The following is a 20059-nucleotide window of genomic DNA, read 5'->3' as shown; positions in this document are numbered from 1 at the left end:
GAGACGCAGGAGACCGGCTCTAGCTTTGCGCAGTCAGCAGGTTTGCGTCGCGCGCGAGCCGCCACTCACCGTCAGCCTCCTTGCGCAGGAGCGTCAGCGTATATCCCGATTGTCGCACCGGCTTCCCGTTCGGCGGCGTCGCGGTCATATCGATACGACCGCGCATGAACGCCCAGTCGCCGAGAAGCTGTAGTTCAACGATCTCGTTCGTGCCGTCGACATGAACGCCGGCCATCTCCTGCGCGGCCGCCGCGAAGATCACCTTGTCGAAGGGCTCCCGGCCGGGAACCATGAAGATCGCGTCGTCCGTCATCAGGCTGAGGACGGTCGCGGTGTCTCCACGCCTGCTCGCATCCATCCAGGTCTCGACCAGCTTTCGGATTGCTCTTTCGTCGTCCGTCATCCGTTATCTCCCTGGCTTCTCGCCGTCATCGATACCGCACGGCGCTCCTCCCTCGCCGCAACATAGGGCTTAGATCGCTCCCGTCATCGATTGCGGTGTTTATCGACGTCGCGCTGCCTGGGGCGTGAACGGCCGGTCCGCGGCTCTATGCTTACCGCCAACCGCCCGAGGCGGTGATGCGCTCGCCGGTCAGCCAGGACGCGTCGTCGGAGGCTAGGAACACCGCGATGCGGGCGATGTCGTCGGGCTGGCCGAAGCGCCCGAGCGGGGTCATGGCGACGATCTGGCTTTCGAATTCGCTGCCGACGATGCCGATGCGTTTCAGACCCTCAGTGTCGACGCCGCCTGGGGCGATGGCGTTGACGCGAATGTTGCGGGCGCCCAATTCTCTCGACATGGACAGCGTGATCGAATCCACCGCGCCCTTGGTGGCGGCGTAGACCAGGGAGTTCGGCTGCGGATTGACGCTGGCGACCGAGCTGATGTTGATGACGCTGCCCCCTCCGGCACCGAAATGATTCACCGCTTCCCGGATGGTCAGGATAGTGCCCAGCACATTGGTGTCGAATTCTCGGTGAAACTCGGCCTCGGTCACAGCCTCCAGCGGTTCGAATGCGAAGACGCCGGCATTGTTGACCAGGATGTCCACCGCGCCGAACGACGATTTGGCCGCCTCGAACAGGCGGCGCACGTCGGCCGCTTGCGACACATCACCGTGGACGGCAACGGCTCGGCCGCCTGCGTCCTTGATCGCGGTAACGACGCGGTCCGCACCTTCCCGCGACGAGGCATAGTTGACGACCACGGCGGCACCGGCCGCCGCAAGACCCTTGGCGATGCCGGCGCCGATACCCTTGGAGGCGCCTGTGACGATGGCGACCTTGCCGTTCAGCTTGCTCATCAAAATCTCCTTTGTCGATGATGAGCGGTATTTAATCGTGATCGGATAGCGTATTAGGATTACCTCGATCGGTTCTTTCGTGCCTGGAATTCTTGAATGACCACCATCCTCGAAAAGACCGCCGGTCTTGTCGCCTTCGTGCGTACAGTCGACGCCGGCTCGTTCCATGCCGCCAGCCGGTTGCTCGGCTCCAGCCCGTCGGCGGTGTCGAAGAGCGTGGCGCGGCTCGAGCGGCGGCTGGGGGTCAGGCTGATCCAGCGCTCGACGCGTCGGCTGGGACTGACCAGCGAAGGCCTCGCCTATTACGAGCGGGTCGCGCCTTTGCTGAGAGCGCTGGACGATGCCGAGGACATCGTTCAGATGGCGGATACGGCGCGCGGCTTGCTGCGCGTCACGGCAGCCGTGGAACTCGGGCGTGGCCTGATCGCCGCATGGGCGCAAGCGTTCCTGGCTCAGCACGGCGAGGTGAAACTGGAGCTCAGCGTCACCGACCGCCACGCCGACCTCATCCGCGAAGGCTATGACGTCGCGGTGCGCATGGGAGCGCTGACGGACACCGGGCTCATCGCGCGCAAGATCGCCAATCTGCCGATCGTCCTGGCGGCGTCGCCGGCCTATGTAGAACGGCGTGGCCGGCCGGCCTCGATCGAGGATTTGCAGAGCCACGACTTCGTCCGTTACCAGATGGCCGGCCGGCCTTATCCCGTCACATTGGCCGACGGCACGGTGATCGTGCCGAAGGGGCGGCTCGATACCGACGACGGCGGCGCCATCCGGCAAGCGGCGCTTGCCGGAGCCGGCATCGCGCATCTGATGCAGTTTGCCGTGCAGAACGATCTCGACGCCGGCCGTCTGGTCCGCATCCTGCCCGAGGTGGCGATGCCGACCATGCCGGTGCACATCGTCCATGCGTATGGGCGACAGCTACCCGTCCGCGCCCGGCTGTTCGTCGACTTCCTGGCGGGCCGGATGGCGGTGCTGACACGATAGGATAGGTCGGGACGGCCTCCGCCGTCGATCCGTCACCCGGTCATCAGAACGCAATCTTCACCGAGGCGGCACTGCGGTTGGCCGACCCGTGAAAGACGGCCTCGATGTTGTTGCCGTCGGGATCGAGCAGGAAGGCGGCATAGTAGCCGGGATGGTAGTGCTGCCGCTCGCCCGGTGCGCCATTGTCCGTGCCGCCGGCCTCGAGGCCGGCCTTGTAGAAGGCGTCGACCATCGCGCGGTCCTTTGCCTGGAAGGCAAGGTGGTGGCGCCCCGTCAGCTTTCCCTCGGCCGCCCGGCTGTCGGCGCTCGAAACGAACAGTTCGTCGGCCCAGAAATAATCCTCGGCGCTGCCGCCGATCGGAATATCGAGCACCTTGAAAACCGCCTCGTAGAAGCGGCGGCTGGCCTTGAGATCCCTGACCACCAGCTGGACGTGATCGATGAGACGGCCGCGATGAAGTTCCATGCCTGTTAGCTCCTGATCGCCAGGTTGGAAATCTAGCTCAGGACGGTGCACGGTCAATGCAATGGAGCAATCGAGTGGCGCGATTTCCCGACTGGATAAAAAATGCAACCGGATTGTAGGATTCGAAATGTCGCCATCGTCCTTTGGACGCAAGCGGCGCTGCGAAGCACGAAAGAAGTCGCGCCGTGTCCAAACGATCTCGGAGAAAAATATGAGCCTTTCCTATCGTTGGGTCATCGTCGCGGCTGGCGCCATGATGACCTGTGTCGCCCTCGGGGCGATGTTCTCGCTGGCGATCTTCCTCGAACCGATGACGCTCGACACAGATTGGTCACGCGCCGGTATATCGAGCGCGATGACGCTGAACTTCCTGGTGATGGGCCTCGGCGGCTTCGCCTGGGGCGCCATTTACGACCGCTACGGCGCCCGCATCGTGGTGATGACAGGTGCGTTGCTGCTCGGGCTGGCGCTGGTGCTGGCCAGCCGCACCGGCTCGCTGCTTGTCTTCCAGATCACCTATGGCGTGCTTGTCGGCCTCGCGGCAAGCGCCTTCTTCGCGCCGATGATCGCTCTGACCACGGCCTGGTTCGACAAGAACCGCAGCCTTGCCGTTTCGCTGGTTTCGGCCGGCATGGGCGTGGCACCAATGACCATCTCGCCCTTCGCGCGCTGGCTGATCTCGGCCTATGACTGGCGCACCGCCATGTTGGTCATCGGCGTCGCGGCATGGGCGCTTCTGGTGCCAGCCGCATTGCTGGTGCGCCAGCCGCCCAAGCCTGCCGTTGACGACGCCACCTCCGACCTTGCCGCCAACGATACCGGCATGTCGGTTCGCCAAGCGCTGCGCTCGCCGCAATTCATCGTTCTGGCACTGACCTTCTTTGCCTGCTGCGCGGCGCATTCCGGGCCAATCTTCCACATGGTGAGCTATGCGATGCTGTGCGGCATAGCGCCAATGGCGGCGGTCAGCATCTACAGCATCGAGGGCCTGGCGGGGCTGGGCGGCAGGCTTCTATACGGCGTGCTTGCCGACCGGCTGGGGGTCAAGCCGGTGCTGATTACCGGTCTGGCGATACAGTCCGTGGTCATCGCAGCCTATCTCGCCGTCAGTGAGCTTGGTCAGTTCTACATGCTCGCCGTCATCTTCGGCGCCACCTATGGCGGCGTGATGCCGCTCTATGCGGTGCTGGCGCGCGAATATTTCGGCCAGCGCATCCTCGGCACAGTGTTTGGTGCCGTAACCATGCTGTCCAGCATCGGCATGGCCTTCGGCCCGCTCGCCGGCGGCATGGTGTTCGATGCCTATGCCAGCTATTCCTGGCTGTTCATCGGCTCGGCCCTGGTCGGGCTCGGCGCGGTTGCGGTGGCGATCGCCTTCCCGCGGCTGCCGCGCAGCGAGTTGCAACCGGCGTAGCACGGCGGAGAGAGGATGCAGGGGTCGAAAGTGGACATCGCATATGTCAGCTTTTGACCCCCAGTCGCGAGGCGTTCTTCGGCGGTGATAGGAGCCGGGTCAAGACTGTGCAGTACCCATCTTCCTTAATTAGCAATCGATCATGCTGCGGCGCAGCGCGTTCATGCCGGCAAGGCCGACGTTCGGGCGAAAACCGTCAAAAACGGGCGAATGAACGGTTTTTTCGCGTATTTTTTGCGCACACCTCACGCGACAATTTCAATTGCGTTAACATTTTGTGTTTGCGGGGCAGCATTTTTTTCCTATCCTCGCCGCAGGGCTTTGCGCATTCGATTGCGTGAAGAACTGGCGTGAGGACCCCAAAAATGCAGCAGGCAAAGCGAGTCTTGGTGACGGGGGGCGCAGGTTTTCTGGGATCGTTCTTATGCGAGCGGTTGCTTACTGAAGGCCACGAGGTTGTATGCGTCGACAATTTCTTCACAGGAAGTCGGAGAAACGTCTCGCATTTGCTCGACAACAGATCCTTTGAGATCATTCGCCACGACGTGACATTTCCGCTCTACATAGAAGTTGATGAAATATACAACCTTGCTTGCCCGGCAAGCCCGGTTCACTATCAGTTCGATCCGGTCCAGACGACAAAGACCAACGTCCATGGGGCGATCAATATGCTGGGCCTCGCCAAGCGGGTTCGCGCAAAGATCCTTCAGGCGTCCACGTCTGAAGTCTACGGCGATCCCGAGATTCACCCGCAGACCGAGGACTATTGGGGCAGGGTAAACCCGATAGGTCCCCGTTCCTGTTACGACGAAGGCAAGCGGTGTGCCGAAACCCTGTTTTTCGACTATTGGCGGCAGCACAGGCTGCGGATCAAGGTAGCGCGTATCTTCAACACTTACGGTCCGAGGATGCGTCCGGACGACGGCCGCGTCATTTCCAACTTCATCGTGCAGGCACTACGAAACAAGCCGATAACCGTGTACGGCACCGGCCAGCAGACACGCTCATTTTGCTACGTCAATGATCTCATCGACGGTCTGGTTCGCCTGATGGACACGGTCGACGATGTTACCGGTCCAATCAATCTCGGCAACCCGGTCGAATTCACGATGCTCGAACTTGCCAATCTCGTGATCGAACTTACCGGAAGCCGATCCGAGATCAGGTTTTTACCTTTGCCCGTCGATGACCCAAGGCAGCGACAGCCTAATATCGGGTGTGCCTTGCGCGATCTCAACTGGAAGCCAAGAATTGCATTGCGCGATGGTCTCGTCACCACCATTGCCTATTTCGATGACTTGGTCTCATCGGGATATGCTCCGTCCGCTGCAGCCGAATGAAAACAGTCTTGGTCACTGGCGGGGCGGGCTATATCGGCTCACACTGTTGCAAGGCATTCGCTGAATCCGGTTGGTCGGTCATTGCGTATGACAACCTCTCGCGCGGTTGGCGCGACGCGGTCAAATGGGGACCGCTTGTCGAGGGCGATATTTGCGATGTCGCAGCGGTGGCAGGAGCGCTGCACCAGTATCGGCCGGATGTGGTGGCGCATTTCGCCGCTTACGCCTATGTCGGCGAGTCCGTCGAGCGCCCGGAACTCTACTACCGAAATAACAGTTTTGGGACGCTGGTCTTGCTCGAGGAAATGCTGAAGATCGGCGTCGACAAGCTGATCTTGTCGAGCACCTGCGCGTCTTACGGGGTTCCGATTCGTTCTCCGATTGACGAAACGCATCCGCAGTCGCCCATCAATCCCTATGGATGGTCGAAATTCATCGTAGAACGAATGGTGGACAATCTTTCGGATGCCCATGGCCTCAACGCGGTTGTGCTCCGGTATTTCAACGCTGCCGGATGTGATGCGGACGGCGACATCGGTGAGCGGCATGAACCGGAAACGCATGTCATTCCGCTCGCTATCGAGGCGGCGGTTAGGTCGGGCCGGATTTTCACCATTAATGGCACCGACTTCGACACAAGGGACGGAACCGCTGTGCGGGACTATGTCCACGTCACCGATCTCGCCCGTGCGCATGTTCTGGCAGGGGAGAAGCTTCTGCGCGATGCGGGAGTCCACGTCTACAATCTCGGCACCGGAACCGGAACTACGGTGAACGAGTTGGTCGAGGCGGTGAGCCGGGCTTCGGGAACGCGCCTTCCGGTGGCCTACGGTCCGCGCAGGGCAGGTGACCCTCCTGCGCTTGTAGCCGCGGCCGGCAAGGCGGCCCGGGAACTCGGCTGGATGCCTGAGCAATCCGGAATCGACCGGATCGTCGAAACGGCGCTGGCCTGGTATCGCAGCCGGTCGTGACGATCCTTTTTGCGGAAGAGCGCTACCGCCTGGTCAATAGGCGATCGAGAGCAGCGGCGGTTGCGGCAAGCGAGAAATTTTTCCTCCATTCGTCTCCGCGGTGCCTGACCGAGGCCTTCCCGCAAGCCCGGATTGTCCTTCAGTCTTTGCAGGACGCGCGCGATTGATTTCAGCGTGCGGTCGCGCGGTCGACGGATTGAACTACATCGAAGATTCATTCGCCAGGACGTCACTCCACGCGCCTTCAATCCACCTTAAGCAACTGGGCAGAATGCGACAGTCGCACAATCCCGTGCTCTTTCAGATATGGCCAATAGGAGTCATTGACTGTTGCTGCAACAACGTCGAACGTTAGCAAGTTCTCGCTTGCGAGGTCCGGGTCATCCTCTCCCCAAGCATAGAGAGCCGCTCCAGCGGTATAAGTGCCTGGCAACAATCCCAACGATCGCACGCTGAATACGACCTTGGCCTGCCCAACTATGTCAAATTGGCCAACACCTTCCGCGAGGCTTTCGAGCACAGAGATCAAGTTGCCTTCCTGATCAAAAATCTGGATATGAACCACGCTTCGGTGAAACGAATTCCTCGCGCCCAGCTTCAGCACAAAATCGTAATCGCCGCCAAACTTGAGTTGGCTGCATCGCTCGCGCGTACCCGGATACACAATAGCCACCTGCATCCAGAGGTCTTCATCGCCAACGCGCTCGGAACCGTTGCTGCTCGAGGCGGTGTTCGACAGGTACGCATCGATGATCGATGATGCCTCGCCAAAATCCTTCAGAAGGCCGCGGTCCAGATAAATCGCTTTTGTGCAATGCTGCCGAACCATGGCCATGTTGTGGCTCACGAACAGCACGGTCCGACCTTCACCCGCGACGTTCTTCATCGTGCCGATACATTTCCTTTGAAATTCAGCATCGCCGACAGCAAGCACCTCGTCGACGACGAGAATCTCCGGCTCCAGATGAGCAGCGATCGCGAAGGCAAGCCGAACATACATGCCGGACGAATAACGCTTGACCGGCGTTTCGAGAAAGCTGCCGATATCGGCAAATTTGATGATCCGGTCTAGCTTACGCGTGATCTCGGCCTTACTCATGCCCAGGATCGCGCCGTTGAGGTAGATGTTCTCGATCCCGTCGAGATCCGGATGGAATCCGGCCCCTACCTCCAGCAAGCTTCCGATTCGGCCTCGCATCACCGCCTCGCCCTCATCCGGAGCCGTGATCGAGGTCAAAACCTTGAGCAGCGTGGTCTTTCCCGAGCCGTTGGGTCCGATGATACCGCACACGGTGCCAGTCGGAACGGAAAAAGTGATGTTCTTGATGGCGAAAAATTCGTTGAGGGAAGCTTGGGCTTCCCGCGAGCGCAAACGCGCGACAAGTTGTTCGACCTCCTCACGCAATGAGCGCACGCCGATGGCGCCGCGCCGGTAGCGCTTGGAAAGTCCTCGGACCTCAACGGCTGGCAATTCTGTCATCGATCTCAAGCCGTCACATTTGTGGTTCGACCGCCGGGTTGATCCGCGGTCAGCCCGTCCTTCACGACGCGCGCCGTGACAACGATCGGATAGGCGGTATCCCGGACGTCGAGCTTCTGGTCAGAAACTTCTTCCTTGGCGAGTCCCTGGAGAAAACAAACTGCCGCAAAGACGTTGCCGTGGGTTTCGAGCGCCATGTTCGCCGTGCTGAAGGATTTCGCAAGCAACTTCGCCAACGCCGCCTGCGTCAATGACCAGAACCACGTGCTGCCCCACTCGCCGCGATCGACCGCGGTGATGCCAGGAACAGTTAGCAGCAGCACGCCCCCGGGCTTGAGCGCTTCGGCCAGTGCAGCGACCGCGGCCGACATGTCGAAGATCAGATGAAGTGTTTGCGTGAGGATGATGCAATCGAAGGCGTTTGACGGCAGCACTCCGGGCTGCGACAGGTCGCCTATGATGGTCGCGTTTGGATCATCGGGATCAACATGCAGCACGTCGCTCTTGACGACATGAGCACCGCCAAAATGCATCGTGTAGCTGTTATCGCCGATTTCCAGCACACGGCCATGTATGTCGGCCGCATTCAATTGTAAGAAATTCTCGATATAATACCGATCTATTGGCTTGCCGCGATCATATCCAAATGAGTGGCTCATCGGCATCGTGCGTGCGAAATCCCCAAACCGCACCGAACCGACGCGCGGAGCCCGCCAAACAGCGCCGGAAGCGCCGAGCAGCCGTTGCACATGCCTGCCGACCTTGCGTGTTATCTTAAATGCTGCTGTTTGCAGCGTGATCGGCGGCGACATCTGCAAAGCCTGCCGCAGCATGCGAATCGCTTTGGCGGGTTCGGCGCGGATCGCGCGCAAGGCATCAGTAGTCACCTCTCCGGTATAGTAGGTCTTCCAGAACCGCCTACCATCGCGGACCGCAAGACGCACATCGTCGTCAACCGGACCTGCCAACTGCTTGTCAAGCACCGACAATGCTGCAGCGAGCATCATCGATCGATTCCTCGACATGTTGTCGCCGTGCATGCGATATTCGGCGACGACATCGTCGTGCGTTACAATCGAACCGCGCCGGGCGATTCGCAAGAATAGCTCATAGTCTTCGCAGGACCGCATTGAAACGTCGAACCCGCCTATGGCCGCGAGCCTCTCCCGCCGATAAACCACGGTCGCATGCATCGCAATGAAGTTTCCCGTCCGCAGTAACTGAAGATAAGGATCTTCGACAAGCGCGACGTGATGCTTGTCTGACTCGATCGCACCGCTTCCATTGATGAAGCGATGAGCTCCGTAAGCGAGAACCGCATCTGGATGCGCAACCAGCACTCGCACGCCCGTCTCCATGGCATTTGGAAGGAGACGATCATCCGCGTCCAGAAAGGTGATGTAATCGGATCTGGAAGCCGCCAGTCCGGTGTTTCGGGCGGCCGCGAGCCCGCAATTCTCCTGCCTGATCAGGCGCACGCCTGGATGACGCTCGACAACCGATGCCGGATTGTCGGTGGATCCGTCGTCGACGACAATAATTTCATCGATCGGCCGGCTTTGATGAAGACAGCTCTGAATGGCTTCCTCGAGAAAGCGAGTATGGTTGTAAGTTGTTATGACGACTGCGATCATGAAACAGCCAAATTCTCCTTAGCTTCGCAGAGAGGCAACGGGTTGGTGTTCGTTGCCAGAAATCGAACGCGACCGTAGGCCTCACAAACAGAATTTTGGCACAGAAATGATGGACACTCGTTCGTTTTAGCACGTCGCCCCCAGCGAGGCGATGCGACTTGTCATTCACGTAAAACGGTATCGTTAGTATCAGACATCTCAGGCTCGGTCGCGATCCAATCCGCGCCACCGATCCCGCCCACTACTTCCGTGCTCTCGTCAGCAGCTTGAACACCTTCGACAGGGTGCGGCGTGGCGTCAGCCGCCGGGCGAACCGGCGTCCGGCTTCGATGGCGAGGTCAAACCTATCGCGAAGTGTCAGGGGCCGACGCTGGGCCGGATAGCGCGCAAATGCGAAGCGGAGCGCCCGCTGCAACTCCGGCGTCATCAATCCCGAGGCCGACGCATGCATCTCAACCCATTCGAGGAAGCCGATGCGAGCAGCATGCGGGCGCAGTCGATCGTAGATGCCGGAAGCAGTCGCCTTGGCCGATGTCGAATCGAGGTGCTGCCTGTATCGGCCGGTGGGCGTGGATGTCACGAATACCGGATAGCGCAACAGCAGCTTCACTAGAAGGGTCTGGTCTTCGTAGAGCTCGAACGCCTCATCGAAGCCGCCCACCGCTACCAAAGCTTCGCGGTGAACCATGATCGAGCAGATGCACGGCACATGAGCCCGCTGGCGCACGATGACCTGGTCGAGCAGGTCGGGCGGCATGTGCAGACGGCCCGATTGGCGTGGCATCGAGTCGGTCCAGTTCCTGTGCGGCTCATCGGGGAACCACCACAGGGTCGGTCCGTAAAGGACCTTGGCGCGAGGATGCGCATCAAAGATCGCAAGTTCCGTCTCGAATTTTTCCGGCTCAAATATATCGTCGCCATCCAGGAACGTGAAGAACATGCCCGACGCGGCCGCTATTCCGGCATTGCGCGCCGCGGCGGCGCCGCGACGCTGGCCGTTCGATCGAATAAAACGGATTCGCGGATCGCCGGTTGCTGCAGCCTCCGCGATTGCAGCGCTCCCATCGGATGATCCGTCGTCAATAAGAAGCATTTCCCAGTCGGTGAAGGTTTGCGCGCGCACGCTTTCGATCGCGTCCGGAAGAAACCGCTCGACATTGAGGAAAGGCGTGATGACGGAGATCAATGGCATCGGCGTCGTGCCCATTGTGCAGAATGCGCGGCGGCCGACCAAGGGCGACCTTCACTCTCTACGGGGCCGCAAGGGTTGTCATTTCTCTTCACAGCATGTCCATGGCCGTTCGTTCGACGCGTTGAAAGATCACGACGCCGATGAACAGCACGACCGAGGTCGTGACAAGCGCTGCAGCGATTTGTGGCGCACCGACTGCCGAAGTGCCGAAAAAGCACCAGCGCCATTCATCAATTATGACAGCGAGCGGATTCAGAAATCCAGTCAGCGTCCGGTACTGCTCGGGAATAGCCGAAAAAGGAAAGATGATCGGCGTCACGAACAGCCAGATCTGAATGAGGAACGGAGTCATATGAGCTGTATCGCGGTACTTCGCGGTTGACGCTCCTAGACAAAGCCCAACAGCCAACGAGAATGCCGCGATCTGGATGATCACCAGCGGAAAGAACGCGAGGCGCCACGACAACCCGTCCACTTTTCCTGTCAGCTGGTACCAGAGCAAGAAGGCCAATGCGACGCCAAGCTGGATCGCCAGGGCCACACTGTTCGACAGCAGCGACGACACGGGAACGACGAGTCGCGGGAAGTAGATCTTGCTGAAAAGATGACCGTTAGCAATGAAGACCTGGCTCGCGGTGGAGACGACTTGGGAAAAATACGACCACAGCACCAGCGCTGTCAGATAAAAGATTGGCGCGGGATGGCCACCGGTTGAAATGCCCGCGATACCGCTGATGACGGTGGTCAAGGCTGCGGTAAGCGCCAGGGGCTGCAGGATCAGCCAAGCCGGACCAAGCAAGGTCTGCTTGTAGCGGACTTTGATGTCGCGCATCGCGAACAGGAGCAGCAGATCGCGATAGCGCCACAGGTGCCAGAAATCGAGGTCAAACCAGCCGCGTCGAGGAGTGATAATGGTAGTCTGCTGTGCGTTCATCAGAACAGATGATCCTCGATTTTTCGCAAAAATTCGTCCCCTGACCAGTTGCCGACATGCAATCGAGGTAAACGCAGCACGTCTGCCTCGGGCGCAACGCACCCGGCGCGCGTCGTGCATGCGAACTCAAATCCCGCTTCCCTGACGGCAGCTACCGACAGAGCGTCATGGTCTCCGAATGGATATGCAAAAGAGAGGACGCGTTTTCCGGTCATTTGCTCACAGGCCGAACGGCCGTCGACGATCTCGCGAAGCTGGGTCGCGAAGGAATGGGCCGGAAGCGTGGGATGACTGACAGTATGACCGCCGATCGTGATCAGGTCGTCACTGATGTCACCAACCTCCGCGGGAGTCATAATACAGTGCTCTGGCCTGGCGTCGAGGCCAACGCCCGCCCATTTCGCAATGTCTTCGACGTGTGCGTTCTGCCGCTCATACGGCAGCGTTCGGAGCGCGGACCACACCTCCCGGTAGACTTTGTCACGGCCGGCCTGATCCACCATCTTCGGGATAGGCCAGTGATGCCTGCCTCCCTCGATCGTGATGTCGAGTTGGTCAGGCAGTTCAGGCGTCTCAAGACAGATGCGCGTGAGCGCATCCCACCAGAATTCTCTGCCGCTTCCTATTGCTCCCGTCGCAACAAACAGCGTCATCGGGCAGTCGTGACGCTGCAGGATAGGGCGAGCGTTGCTGTAGACGTCGTGATAGCCGTCGTCGAACGTGACAACCGCAAGCGGTTTGCCTGGCTTTCCCTGTGCGATGACATCGAACAGCTCATGCAAATGCACCACCCGCCGGCTCCGCGTCAGCGCTTCGATTTGTTCGTCGAACCTCGCCGGATGGACGGCTAGGTTCCACGGATCGACGGCGATATCTGCAACGCGATGGTACATCAGTATGATGGGAGCACGGCGCAGGCGTCGACGCCGCACCAGCCGACGAAGCTGCAGGAGAACGCGCGGGATCACCATCGTTCTCCCGCCGCGGGAACAGTAAAAACCACGGTCACGTCCGATCGCGGATGCCATCCCGATCGGCAGAAACGCGATACATGTGAGTGTTCAAGCATATAGTTGATGGCAATAAGACCATGAGGCCACGGGCACGGATGTGAGCGAAATGAGGAAGCATGAAGGCATCCACGAGTTTCGGCTGAGTGAAACCAGCATATTAGCACATGTCGCCGCCGTAAGTGCGAATACCGGGCGAATTCTCAGATGTTGAAGTAGCCGGTAGGGACAGGCGGCTTGATACCATCCCGCTCGAGCATGCTAGTATTTAGGCCGGTGGCATTCATCCTCCATCAAAAGCAGGCTTTTTTCGATATGCAACCCGCAGTTTCCGTCATCATTCCTGCCTACAACGCGGAAAAGACCATCCGACACACCCTTCAGTCGGCCGCCTCGCAAACTTTCAACCAGCTGGAGATCATAGTTGTCGATGACGGGTCGACCGACCGGACCGCTGAGATCGTCGAGGCGTTTGCAACCAGTGATCCGCGTATTTCTCTTCTGAGACAGCAGAACCAAGGGGTTGCTGTCGCCAGAAACCTGGCAATTGATGCGGCGAAGGGTGAATTTATAGCGCCACTTGATGCGGATGATGTGTGGCACCCGACAAAGCTGGAGAAGCAGCACGGCCTCTTTCAATCGCGGCCGTCTCTCGGCCTTGTCTACGCATGGTATAGGGTCATCGATGATGATGATTTGGTGATAGAATGCTCCCCACCAATTCTCGCTCGCGGGGACGTTCACAACTGGCTGCTGGTTGAGAATTTTATCGGCAATGCAAGTTCACCGCTAATCAGGCGATCAGTTCTTACGGCAACCGGGGGATACGACCCGTCTCTCAGAGCCGCAGGGGCGCAAGGAGCCGAAGACTTGCAGATGCAGCTCAACATTGCCGCGATCTGCGATTATGATGTCGTTCCCGAGTATCTGATTGGTTACCGGCGATCACCATCTTCTATGTCGACCAGGTATGTCGCCATGCTGACGTCGCACCGGATCGTCCTTGAAACAGTCCGCACGCGACATCCCAGGCTAGCGTCTTTCTTGTTTCGTTGGTCCGATGGCGTGGCGTCAGCGTATTATGGCATCGAAGCCGCCCGCACGTCGCCAGGCGCGGCCATCGCTCCGCTTGTCCACGCAACACGGATCGATCCGGCCGCGCTGTTTCATGTCTTCGCAAAGCCGTCCGCACAAGGCCTGTGGCGGCGGCTGTGTCGCTTTGTGCCGAGACTGCTCGCCGTTAAACAGCGCATGGTTCCGACCTCACCGCATTCCATCTGTACCTCCGGACGTTTTTTCGACGCCGATCCGACCTTCATCTGCCAGCCAGTTCCTCCGGAGTGGCTTCGAAGGCGAGTCCAGGTGGCCCTCAAGACGCCGACGCCGCGCCAGCTTCGCGAGTCAAGTCCGAGGAGTATTGATCCGTCCGCTCTCGTCGAAGACGGCGCTTAGGTCTTAAACACGAGGTGCCGGCACCTAAACTCACCTGATCTGAGACCGGCTGAAATGACAGGTGCTAAGCGACTGCTAAGCTACGCCCGCCTAGAAAGCGCAATCTCGGCAGACAGCAGAAAACTGACGTGATATTCGTAGCCTGCGCATCCGCAAATTCGGACGCGATCGTCGCGGCTGGCATCGACAATCGACGGGCAGGTCCTGTGGTGCGCGCTGAAATCATAGAGCACTTTTAAGCCTCGCTTCGCCGAGGCTTTTTTCATGGAGCAAGCCTGATGGCCCGACCTGCAACTGCCGCCGTTCGACTTCTGACCGGCGAACGCGAACCCGTGCGTCTGGCGACCACAGCCAACATCCTCCTTCATGGCCTGAAAACCATCGACGGCGTACCATGCGAGGTTGGCGACCGCGTGCTGGTCAAGGACCAGTCCGACCCGCCGAAGAACGGGATCTACACGGTGAGCGAAGGCGAATGGCTTCGCGCCGGCGATGCCCGCACCGCCCGCACCTTGCAGAAGGGAACGACGGTCCACACCCAGATAGGGACAGTCAATGTCGACCGGGTGTTTCAGTTTACGGCCGACGAGCCGGTCGTGGGCACCGACGCCATCGCCATTATCCCGTTTGTGTCGCCCGACATTTCAGACGTTGTCGATGAGGCGGAAGCGCTGCGCGAGAAACGAAGGTGCTGAAGGATGCCACTGAGGCCAGTGCCGGCCAGGCAGCTGCCAGCGCCTCCACCTCCGCCGCCAATGCCGGACAAACCGCCGCCGATGTCGTAGCAACCGCGGCCAATCTGGCCAGCGCCCAGGCGGCGCGACGCGTCCCTGTATGGCAAGGGCATCTTCCCGACGATCGTGTGGGCGGTCGGCTTTGGTATCGTTGGTAGCGGTGCGCTCGTGGGCGGTGCTGGCGGGACCGATGGGACATTCGATCTCGCCATTACTGGCGGTGTTGGCTCTGGCGCTGCCGGTCGGTTCATCGTCGCTGGCGGCGTAGTCACTATGATCCTCATCACGGCGTCGGGTTCCTATACCACCGCGCCTGCTTTTAGCTTTGGCGCGTCAGCCGGCCTCGCTGGTGCCAGCGCCCCACCGGTTCTTGCCCGGAATGTTGAGGTTGGTGAATACTTTTGGACCGAAATCGGCGCCGGTATCCTCGGAATGGACAACGTAGTGGCGGGGCCGGTTGCCATCGACACGGGCGTTCGCGCGTCAGCGGCGGAAGTCATCGTCTTGATCGGATCGCGGACGGTGGGTCCGGTTGCCATTACCGGCTCGGTCGGCGGCACGGCTATCACTAACACTTCTGTCTATTACTGGCCGGGGTCTCTGTCCCACGGGCGAAATCGGCGTCAAGTCGCGTGCTGCCTATGCTAGCGCAAACGAACTGGCTGATATTGTCGGATCAGAGCAGGTTGTTGGCTGGCCGTCATTGGTCAACACAGGCACGAATACCCCGTCGAACTACAGCGTTGTCATGCAAACGCCGTCCGATGGGTACATTACCGAAGTTAATGCCGGGGCAAGCGGTTCCGGCTGTCATTGGGCGCTGGCCAGCAACCGCCCCGCACACTGGTTCAATCGCGTCACGCAGTTCGCAAATGTCAGTATTGCTGACGATGAACCGGGCATGACGGCGCTGCGGCCAAGCTCTACCTACAAGCCCGCCTTCTATGGCGTCACGACCAGCGGAACCGTCTCGACGGGAACGCGCGGGCCGCTCGGCGAAAGCATCATCCTTGCGGATGGTGCGTCCCTGGCGTTCACGGGCGCCTATGAACAGGTCGGCGTCCACCACACCCAGGACGCCGGTCAAGGCTCGCTCGCCTTCGCCTTCAACGGCGGCGCGGCCTACAAAGACTGTGAACGCTGCCGGTGCTCTGGCACTCGATCAATATTCCGGCCCGTCCCTGACAGGGCAGGCGGCGAGCGGAAACTATACCCTGACGGTCGCAGGCGGACCTGTGGAGATCACCGGGCTTATCCGTCTCGGCATAAAGGCGGCCGGCTCGCGCCCGCGTCTGCGGACGCCGCGCGCCGCGCACGGAAGCTATACATTCGCGTCCTTCAACGCGCCGCGCCTTGCTTCTGCGGTCGCACAATGGGGCTATGCTGGCGGCAAGATCGTGCCGGTCCTCGCCCTGGGCATCAACGACAGCTTTGGCACGCCGCCGGCGACGATTTCAACGAACATCACGTCGATCATCAACACGCTGGAAGCGGCCCTGGCGCCGCCAACGCCCCCGTCCTCGCCTTGGGATGGCAGCTATACGGGCGGCCGAACATACGACGCAGCGCTTGGCGCGATCCGCCAAACCTACCCGGTCGCGCAATGTGCCGACGATCCCGATCGACGGGTTCGATTACATCAGCTCGGGGGCCTATCAAGAAGGCCTGCACTTCAACGACGCCGGCCACGACGGCAATGCATTGCGCTTCATCGAATACGTCGCGGAAAGGGGATAAGGCCACGCCATTCGCTATTCAGTGCAAGGGTAAAGTGATCGCGACGCTTGAAGAGGGCGAGGAATGGGTGATCGTCGGAAAGAAGATCCTACCAGTTCAATGACCCGAACTTATTGTCGAGGAATCACAGTGCCTAAGGACGATGCCGAAGGATCGTCGAAGTGTGGCTGGGAGGCGCCTAGTCCGCACTGGACGCGGTTCGCGCACTATGGCACGGTTGGCTTGGCGGGGGTGATCCTTAGGAGGATTTCTCTATGGCGGACGCCGGCAGCATTATAGGGATCTATGATGATTACTACGCAGATGGCAAAGTAGCCGCGAAACGCGAAATTGCTTCGCAGCAATCAGTCGGCCATATAGAAGCAATCCTCCGGGGGGAGACCTTCGACAAGATCCTGGACATCGGCGCAGGCGAAGGTGCCGTTCTGGACAAGCTGAACAAGAAAGGTCTCGGGAAGACTCTTGGAGCCGTCGAGATTTCAACAAGTGGCGTCGAGGCCATCAAGGCCAGGAATGTCGCGAACTTAGCCAGCCTGGATATCTTTGACGGCTACCACATCCCTCATCCCGACAAGTCGTTCGATCTCGGTCTCGCCATCCACGTCGTCGAACATGTCGAGCACGAACGGATGTTTTTGATGGAAGCGGCGAGGGTCTGCAAGAAGCTCTACATCGAGGTGCCGCTGGAGCATACGAGAAACCTCAATCGCGCCATTCGGATGTCCGGGCCGTATGGGCACATCAATTTCTACACGCCGTTGACGTTCGAAAATCTGCTGAAGACTTCTGGTCTCAAGGTTGAGAGGCAAATGACTTTCGCCCATGACCTTGCTTATGAGCAGCACCTGGCCGGCCGGTCAAAAGGATGGGTGAAATACAAGTTGCGGACCGAATTTCTCAGGTTCGCGCCCAAGACTGCGCTGCGGAACATGGCGTACATGGCCGGAGCGCTCTGCAGCACTAAATAGTTAATTCTGAAAGGTCGCGGACCTTCTTAGCAGGAACGCCGGCAACGACCGTGAAGGGCTCTACGTCCTTCGTGACGACAGACGCCGCGCCGACGACCGCGCCCTTGCCGATCGTGACGCCTTTCAGGATTGTCACGCCAAAGCCGATCCAGACATTCTCCTCGATCGTGACCGGCGCGATGCCGACATCCGACCAGTTTTTTTTGCCCTGATGCCAGTCCGCGACGTCGTTGGCTCGCTGCTTCCAATCCAGCGAATGCGAGTTATGGTCAACGATCGTCGTACCCCAGGAAATAACGACGTCATCGCCGATCCTGATGTGCTCGGCGGCGACTAGGTGGCTCTTGCCGATGAAGCAACGGCGGCCGATCGTGATTTGGGCTGCCGACCGGTCAAACGAGAAACGGCAGTTGATGATACCGTCCTCGCCGATCGAGTGATGGCCACGGCGGGCAGTGCGGACGCTCTGAATGGCCATCTTCGTGCCGGCGCCGACATTGACGCCCGCTAGGTGTTGCAGGAAGCGCGGCACAAAAGGCATGTCAGTGTGTTCCGTATCGTATCTGTTGCTGTCTCTCGGCGACCTGCGATCCGTCGCAGACAATGAGGTTGTGGCATTTGCGCACAAAGCACCCTCCAATGCTGCCCGCGCATCGCGCTCATCGTCGGTTTCCACCATTGGCGCGGGATGCGCCGATCGCTTGGAGCCGGAAAGCGCTGAGGGTTTATGGCACCAGCAGGTCAGTTCGCATCGTCAGGGGCAGATCCGTTGGACCGCCCATCATTTGCGGCAAGCATCTCCGCTTTGCAAGCGTGATGGTGAGGTGTTCACGCGGTAATTCGTTTGGCTCGACACGGCCTCTGGCAACGAGGTAGTGCCGGTAGCATTTCGTCGACCGTAGATAGGTTTGTACCGAGCGATCCTGTGAGTCGAGAATTTCGGCCGCGGCTGGCTGGCTTACGCGTCCAAAAGACACGCCGTAGCCCGCGCAGGCGAATGGCGCAAATACTGCAAAGACTAATGACGGCTGTCTTGCGACTTGTCGTGAGGCTGGCTGTTCGACCACCAGACAAAATACAGCGAACCTACCTTCATGACCGGCACGCGGCGCTCGCGTTCGCGCACCCGCAATTCGCGATAGACTTTCATCTTGAGGGTGCCGCCCGGCAATTTGATACGCACTGCCACCGGTTCAAACTCCCGCCGTGCAACGCAACGATGATGTGCAATGCAGCAAGTAGAAACTTCCCCAAGGGAAGAGTCAACAGCCGATGGGCACGTTTTGACTGTTTCCGGAAGGATTGAGCGCAGGCGCCTGATGACGTTCAGGGCGTCAAGGCGTTGCCGAGAATTGGTCAGGATCGTCCGGTGCACCCGGCGGGTCATCTAGAGGACGCTGGCGGTTCGACCACCAGCTGAAATAGACCGAACCGACCTTTAGGACAGGGATGCGGCGGGTGCGCTCGCGCTCGCGCAATTCCCGATACACCTTCATCTTCAAGGTGCCGCCCGGCAACTTGATACGAACCGCCATCAGCCCAACCCCATTGTGCAGCGCAGCAATTAGAGAGCTTCCGTGGCGGAAGAGTCAATGGCCGGTCATTGACTATTTCTGGGGCTATCTTCTGGGACTGTTTCCAGAAGGGTCGGGTCGCAGGGTTATCGTTTTGGCGGGGGCCTGGACGGACGATCCGATATGCTGCTCGGCCACCAGACGATGAAGTAATTTCCGACCTGCCAGACCGGAACTTCGCGCTTCTGTTCGCGGCGGCGCAGCTCGTCCTTCGTCTTGATCTTCAAGGTCCCGCCCGGAAGCCTGATCCTTATTGTCACGTGCCCTCCCTGTGTCCCACAAGGTACGAACGGTTCATGGGAGCAGTTTCATCCCGGCTAAGCAATTTCGGATCGGGCAGCAAGACGGATCGAGCTGTTTTCAAAAGGTCAACACCGTCACTTGAAGAAATCCGCCATGCCCTGGATGGCCAGGAACGCATAGAGGATCGGCCCGGCGACCAGCCCGCAATAGAGGCACAGGATCGCTGCCAGCGCCACAAGCAAGGGCTTGTCGCGGCCGACCGCGCATAGCTCGGCCTTCACCGTCCAGCGCGCCGTTCCTTCATCTTGCGACATGGGCCGCTGTCCTCCCGATCTCCGCTCCTCTTGGGCTCATTTCACACAGTCGGTTGCAAACATCAACCTGCCCGCGACCTGGGCGGAAAGGACAAGACCATGGATACCACGTTCAAAGGCGCCGCCAGGCGCCTGGACGACCTCGATCTGCCAAAACTTGGCGCCAGGATCGGCATCGGCGAGGATGAGATCCACGCCTTTCTCGACGTCGAGACCAGCGGGCACGGCTTCGACGCCCATGGCCGGCCGATCATCCTGTTCGAGCCGCATGTCTTTTTCCGCAACCTGTCGGGGCCGAAGCG

23 protein-coding genes are annotated in these 20059 nt (G+C 59.8%); 10 read left to right on the top strand and 13 right to left on the bottom strand.

Annotation, left to right across the window (positions count from 1 at the left end; translation table 11 throughout):
- Nucleotides 1–19 precede the first annotated feature (19 nt).
- Both EOA85_RS06800 and EOA85_RS06795 read right to left on the bottom strand, forming a co-directional pair.
- Complete coding sequence (locus tag EOA85_RS06800) at nt 20–403, bottom strand: SgcJ/EcaC family oxidoreductase (RefSeq protein WP_127208831.1); 384 nt, start codon at nt 401–403, stop codon at nt 20–22.
- Nucleotides 404–554: 151 nt separating this feature from the next.
- Entirely contained in the window at nt 555–1304 is a 750-nt protein-coding gene (locus tag EOA85_RS06795; RefSeq protein WP_127208830.1) for a glucose 1-dehydrogenase, read from the bottom strand.
- 96 nt (nt 1305–1400) lie between these two features.
- On the opposite strand from EOA85_RS06795, the gene EOA85_RS06790 reads away from it, so the two are divergent.
- A complete protein-coding gene (locus tag EOA85_RS06790; RefSeq protein ID WP_127208829.1) occupies nt 1401–2294 on the top strand; it encodes a LysR family transcriptional regulator in 894 nt (297 codons plus the stop codon).
- A 43-nt stretch (nt 2295–2337) separates the two neighbouring features.
- Here the strand turns inward: EOA85_RS06790 and EOA85_RS06785 are convergent, their stop codons facing one another.
- Nucleotides 2338–2760, bottom strand: a complete 423-nt coding sequence (locus EOA85_RS06785) for a VOC family protein (RefSeq protein ID WP_127208828.1) — start codon at nt 2758–2760, stop codon at nt 2338–2340.
- Nucleotides 2761–2971: 211 nt separating this feature from the next.
- Here EOA85_RS06785 and EOA85_RS06780 point away from each other — a divergent pair, with 211 nt between their 5' ends.
- From EOA85_RS06780 to galE, 3 genes are all read left to right on the top strand, one after another.
- The gene (locus EOA85_RS06780; protein WP_127208827.1) at nt 2972–4174 is read left to right on the top strand and encodes an MFS transporter; all 1203 of its coding nucleotides are present in this window, start codon (nt 2972–2974) and stop codon (nt 4172–4174) included.
- 365 nt (nt 4175–4539) lie between these two features.
- Nucleotides 4540–5514, top strand: a complete 975-nt coding sequence (locus EOA85_RS06775) for a UDP-glucuronic acid decarboxylase family protein (RefSeq protein ID WP_206523252.1) — start codon at nt 4540–4542, stop codon at nt 5512–5514.
- Complete coding sequence (galE, locus tag EOA85_RS06770; protein ID WP_127208825.1) at nt 5511–6485, top strand: UDP-glucose 4-epimerase GalE; 975 nt, start codon at nt 5511–5513, stop codon at nt 6483–6485. The genes EOA85_RS06775 and galE overlap by 4 nt, the downstream gene beginning before the upstream one ends.
- 244 nt (nt 6486–6729) lie before the next feature.
- Here the strand turns inward: galE and EOA85_RS06765 are convergent, their stop codons facing one another.
- The 5 genes from EOA85_RS06765 to EOA85_RS06745 all read right to left on the bottom strand — a co-directional run bounded on the left by EOA85_RS06765 (nt 6730) and on the right by EOA85_RS06745 (nt 12696).
- Nucleotides 6730–7965 (bottom strand): ABC transporter ATP-binding protein, encoded by a 1236-nt coding sequence (locus EOA85_RS06765; RefSeq protein WP_127208824.1) that lies wholly within the window; start codon nt 7963–7965, stop codon nt 6730–6732.
- A gap of 5 nt (nt 7966–7970) precedes the next feature.
- Complete coding sequence (locus EOA85_RS06760) at nt 7971–9599, bottom strand: glycosyltransferase (protein WP_127208823.1); 1629 nt, start codon at nt 9597–9599, stop codon at nt 7971–7973.
- Between the two features lie 241 nt (nt 9600–9840).
- Nucleotides 9841–10791 (bottom strand): glycosyltransferase, encoded by a 951-nt coding sequence (locus EOA85_RS06755; protein ID WP_164759524.1) that lies wholly within the window; start codon nt 10789–10791, stop codon nt 9841–9843.
- 88 nt (nt 10792–10879) lie between these two features.
- Nucleotides 10880–11725, bottom strand: coding sequence for an ABC transporter permease (locus tag EOA85_RS06750; RefSeq protein ID WP_051695003.1), 846 nt, complete (start codon nt 11723–11725; stop codon nt 10880–10882).
- On the bottom strand, nt 11725–12696 hold the full coding sequence (locus tag EOA85_RS06745) for a polysaccharide deacetylase family protein (protein ID WP_164759523.1): 972 nt from the start codon (nt 12694–12696) through the stop codon (nt 11725–11727). The genes EOA85_RS06750 and EOA85_RS06745 overlap by 1 nt, the downstream gene beginning before the upstream one ends.
- Nucleotides 12697–13011: 315 nt before the next feature.
- Between EOA85_RS06745 and EOA85_RS06740 the strand changes: the two genes are divergently transcribed.
- Nucleotides 13012–14187 (top strand): glycosyltransferase family A protein, encoded by a 1176-nt coding sequence (locus tag EOA85_RS06740; protein WP_164759522.1) that lies wholly within the window; start codon nt 13012–13014, stop codon nt 14185–14187.
- Between the two features lie 80 nt (nt 14188–14267).
- Here the strand turns inward: EOA85_RS06740 and EOA85_RS06735 are convergent, their stop codons facing one another.
- The gene (locus EOA85_RS06735; RefSeq protein ID WP_127208819.1) at nt 14268–14453 is read right to left on the bottom strand and encodes a hypothetical protein; all 186 of its coding nucleotides are present in this window, start codon (nt 14451–14453) and stop codon (nt 14268–14270) included.
- A gap of 12 nt (nt 14454–14465) precedes the next feature.
- On the opposite strand from EOA85_RS06735, the gene EOA85_RS06730 reads away from it, so the two are divergent.
- The 4 genes from EOA85_RS06730 to EOA85_RS06720 all read left to right on the top strand — a co-directional run bounded on the left by EOA85_RS06730 (nt 14466) and on the right by EOA85_RS06720 (nt 17626).
- The gene (locus EOA85_RS06730; RefSeq protein WP_127208818.1) at nt 14466–14882 is read left to right on the top strand and encodes a hypothetical protein; all 417 of its coding nucleotides are present in this window, start codon (nt 14466–14468) and stop codon (nt 14880–14882) included.
- Nucleotides 14883–15063: 181 nt separating this feature from the next.
- Entirely contained in the window at nt 15064–15189 is a 126-nt protein-coding gene (locus EOA85_RS39815; RefSeq protein ID WP_281033711.1) for a hypothetical protein, read from the top strand.
- Nucleotides 15190–16156: 967 nt separating this feature from the next.
- Complete coding sequence (locus EOA85_RS06725) at nt 16157–16696, top strand: hypothetical protein (RefSeq protein WP_127208817.1); 540 nt, start codon at nt 16157–16159, stop codon at nt 16694–16696.
- 216 nt (nt 16697–16912) lie between these two features.
- Nucleotides 16913–17626 (top strand): class I SAM-dependent methyltransferase, encoded by a 714-nt coding sequence (locus tag EOA85_RS06720; RefSeq protein WP_127208816.1) that lies wholly within the window; start codon nt 16913–16915, stop codon nt 17624–17626.
- Here EOA85_RS06720 and EOA85_RS06715 read toward each other — a convergent pair.
- The 4 genes from EOA85_RS06715 to EOA85_RS06705 all read right to left on the bottom strand — a co-directional run bounded on the left by EOA85_RS06715 (nt 17619) and on the right by EOA85_RS06705 (nt 19757).
- The gene (locus tag EOA85_RS06715; RefSeq protein ID WP_281033710.1) at nt 17619–18305 is read right to left on the bottom strand and encodes an acyltransferase; all 687 of its coding nucleotides are present in this window, start codon (nt 18303–18305) and stop codon (nt 17619–17621) included. The two genes, EOA85_RS06720 and EOA85_RS06715, sit on opposite strands and share 8 nt — an antisense overlap.
- A gap of 339 nt (nt 18306–18644) precedes the next feature.
- Nucleotides 18645–18815 (bottom strand): hypothetical protein, encoded by a 171-nt coding sequence (locus EOA85_RS37325; RefSeq protein ID WP_164759521.1) that lies wholly within the window; start codon nt 18813–18815, stop codon nt 18645–18647.
- 145 nt (nt 18816–18960) lie between these two features.
- Entirely contained in the window at nt 18961–19161 is a 201-nt protein-coding gene (locus EOA85_RS06710; RefSeq protein ID WP_127208815.1) for a hypothetical protein, read from the bottom strand.
- A gap of 416 nt (nt 19162–19577) precedes the next feature.
- Nucleotides 19578–19757 (bottom strand): hypothetical protein, encoded by a 180-nt coding sequence (locus EOA85_RS06705; RefSeq protein WP_029351723.1) that lies wholly within the window; start codon nt 19755–19757, stop codon nt 19578–19580.
- A 99-nt stretch (nt 19758–19856) separates the two neighbouring features.
- Between EOA85_RS06705 and EOA85_RS06700 the strand changes: the two genes are divergently transcribed.
- Nucleotides 19857–20059, top strand: a 203-nt coding sequence (locus EOA85_RS06700) for an N-acetylmuramidase domain-containing protein (RefSeq protein WP_127208814.1), incomplete at its 3' end; no start/stop codon positions are given.

The sequence above is a fragment of the Mesorhizobium sp. M5C.F.Ca.IN.020.29.1.1 genome (assembly GCF_003997375.1).
Lineage (GTDB): Bacteria > Pseudomonadota > Alphaproteobacteria > Rhizobiales > Rhizobiaceae > Mesorhizobium > Mesorhizobium wenxiniae.
This window is presented reverse-complemented; position numbering and strand designations above follow the sequence as displayed.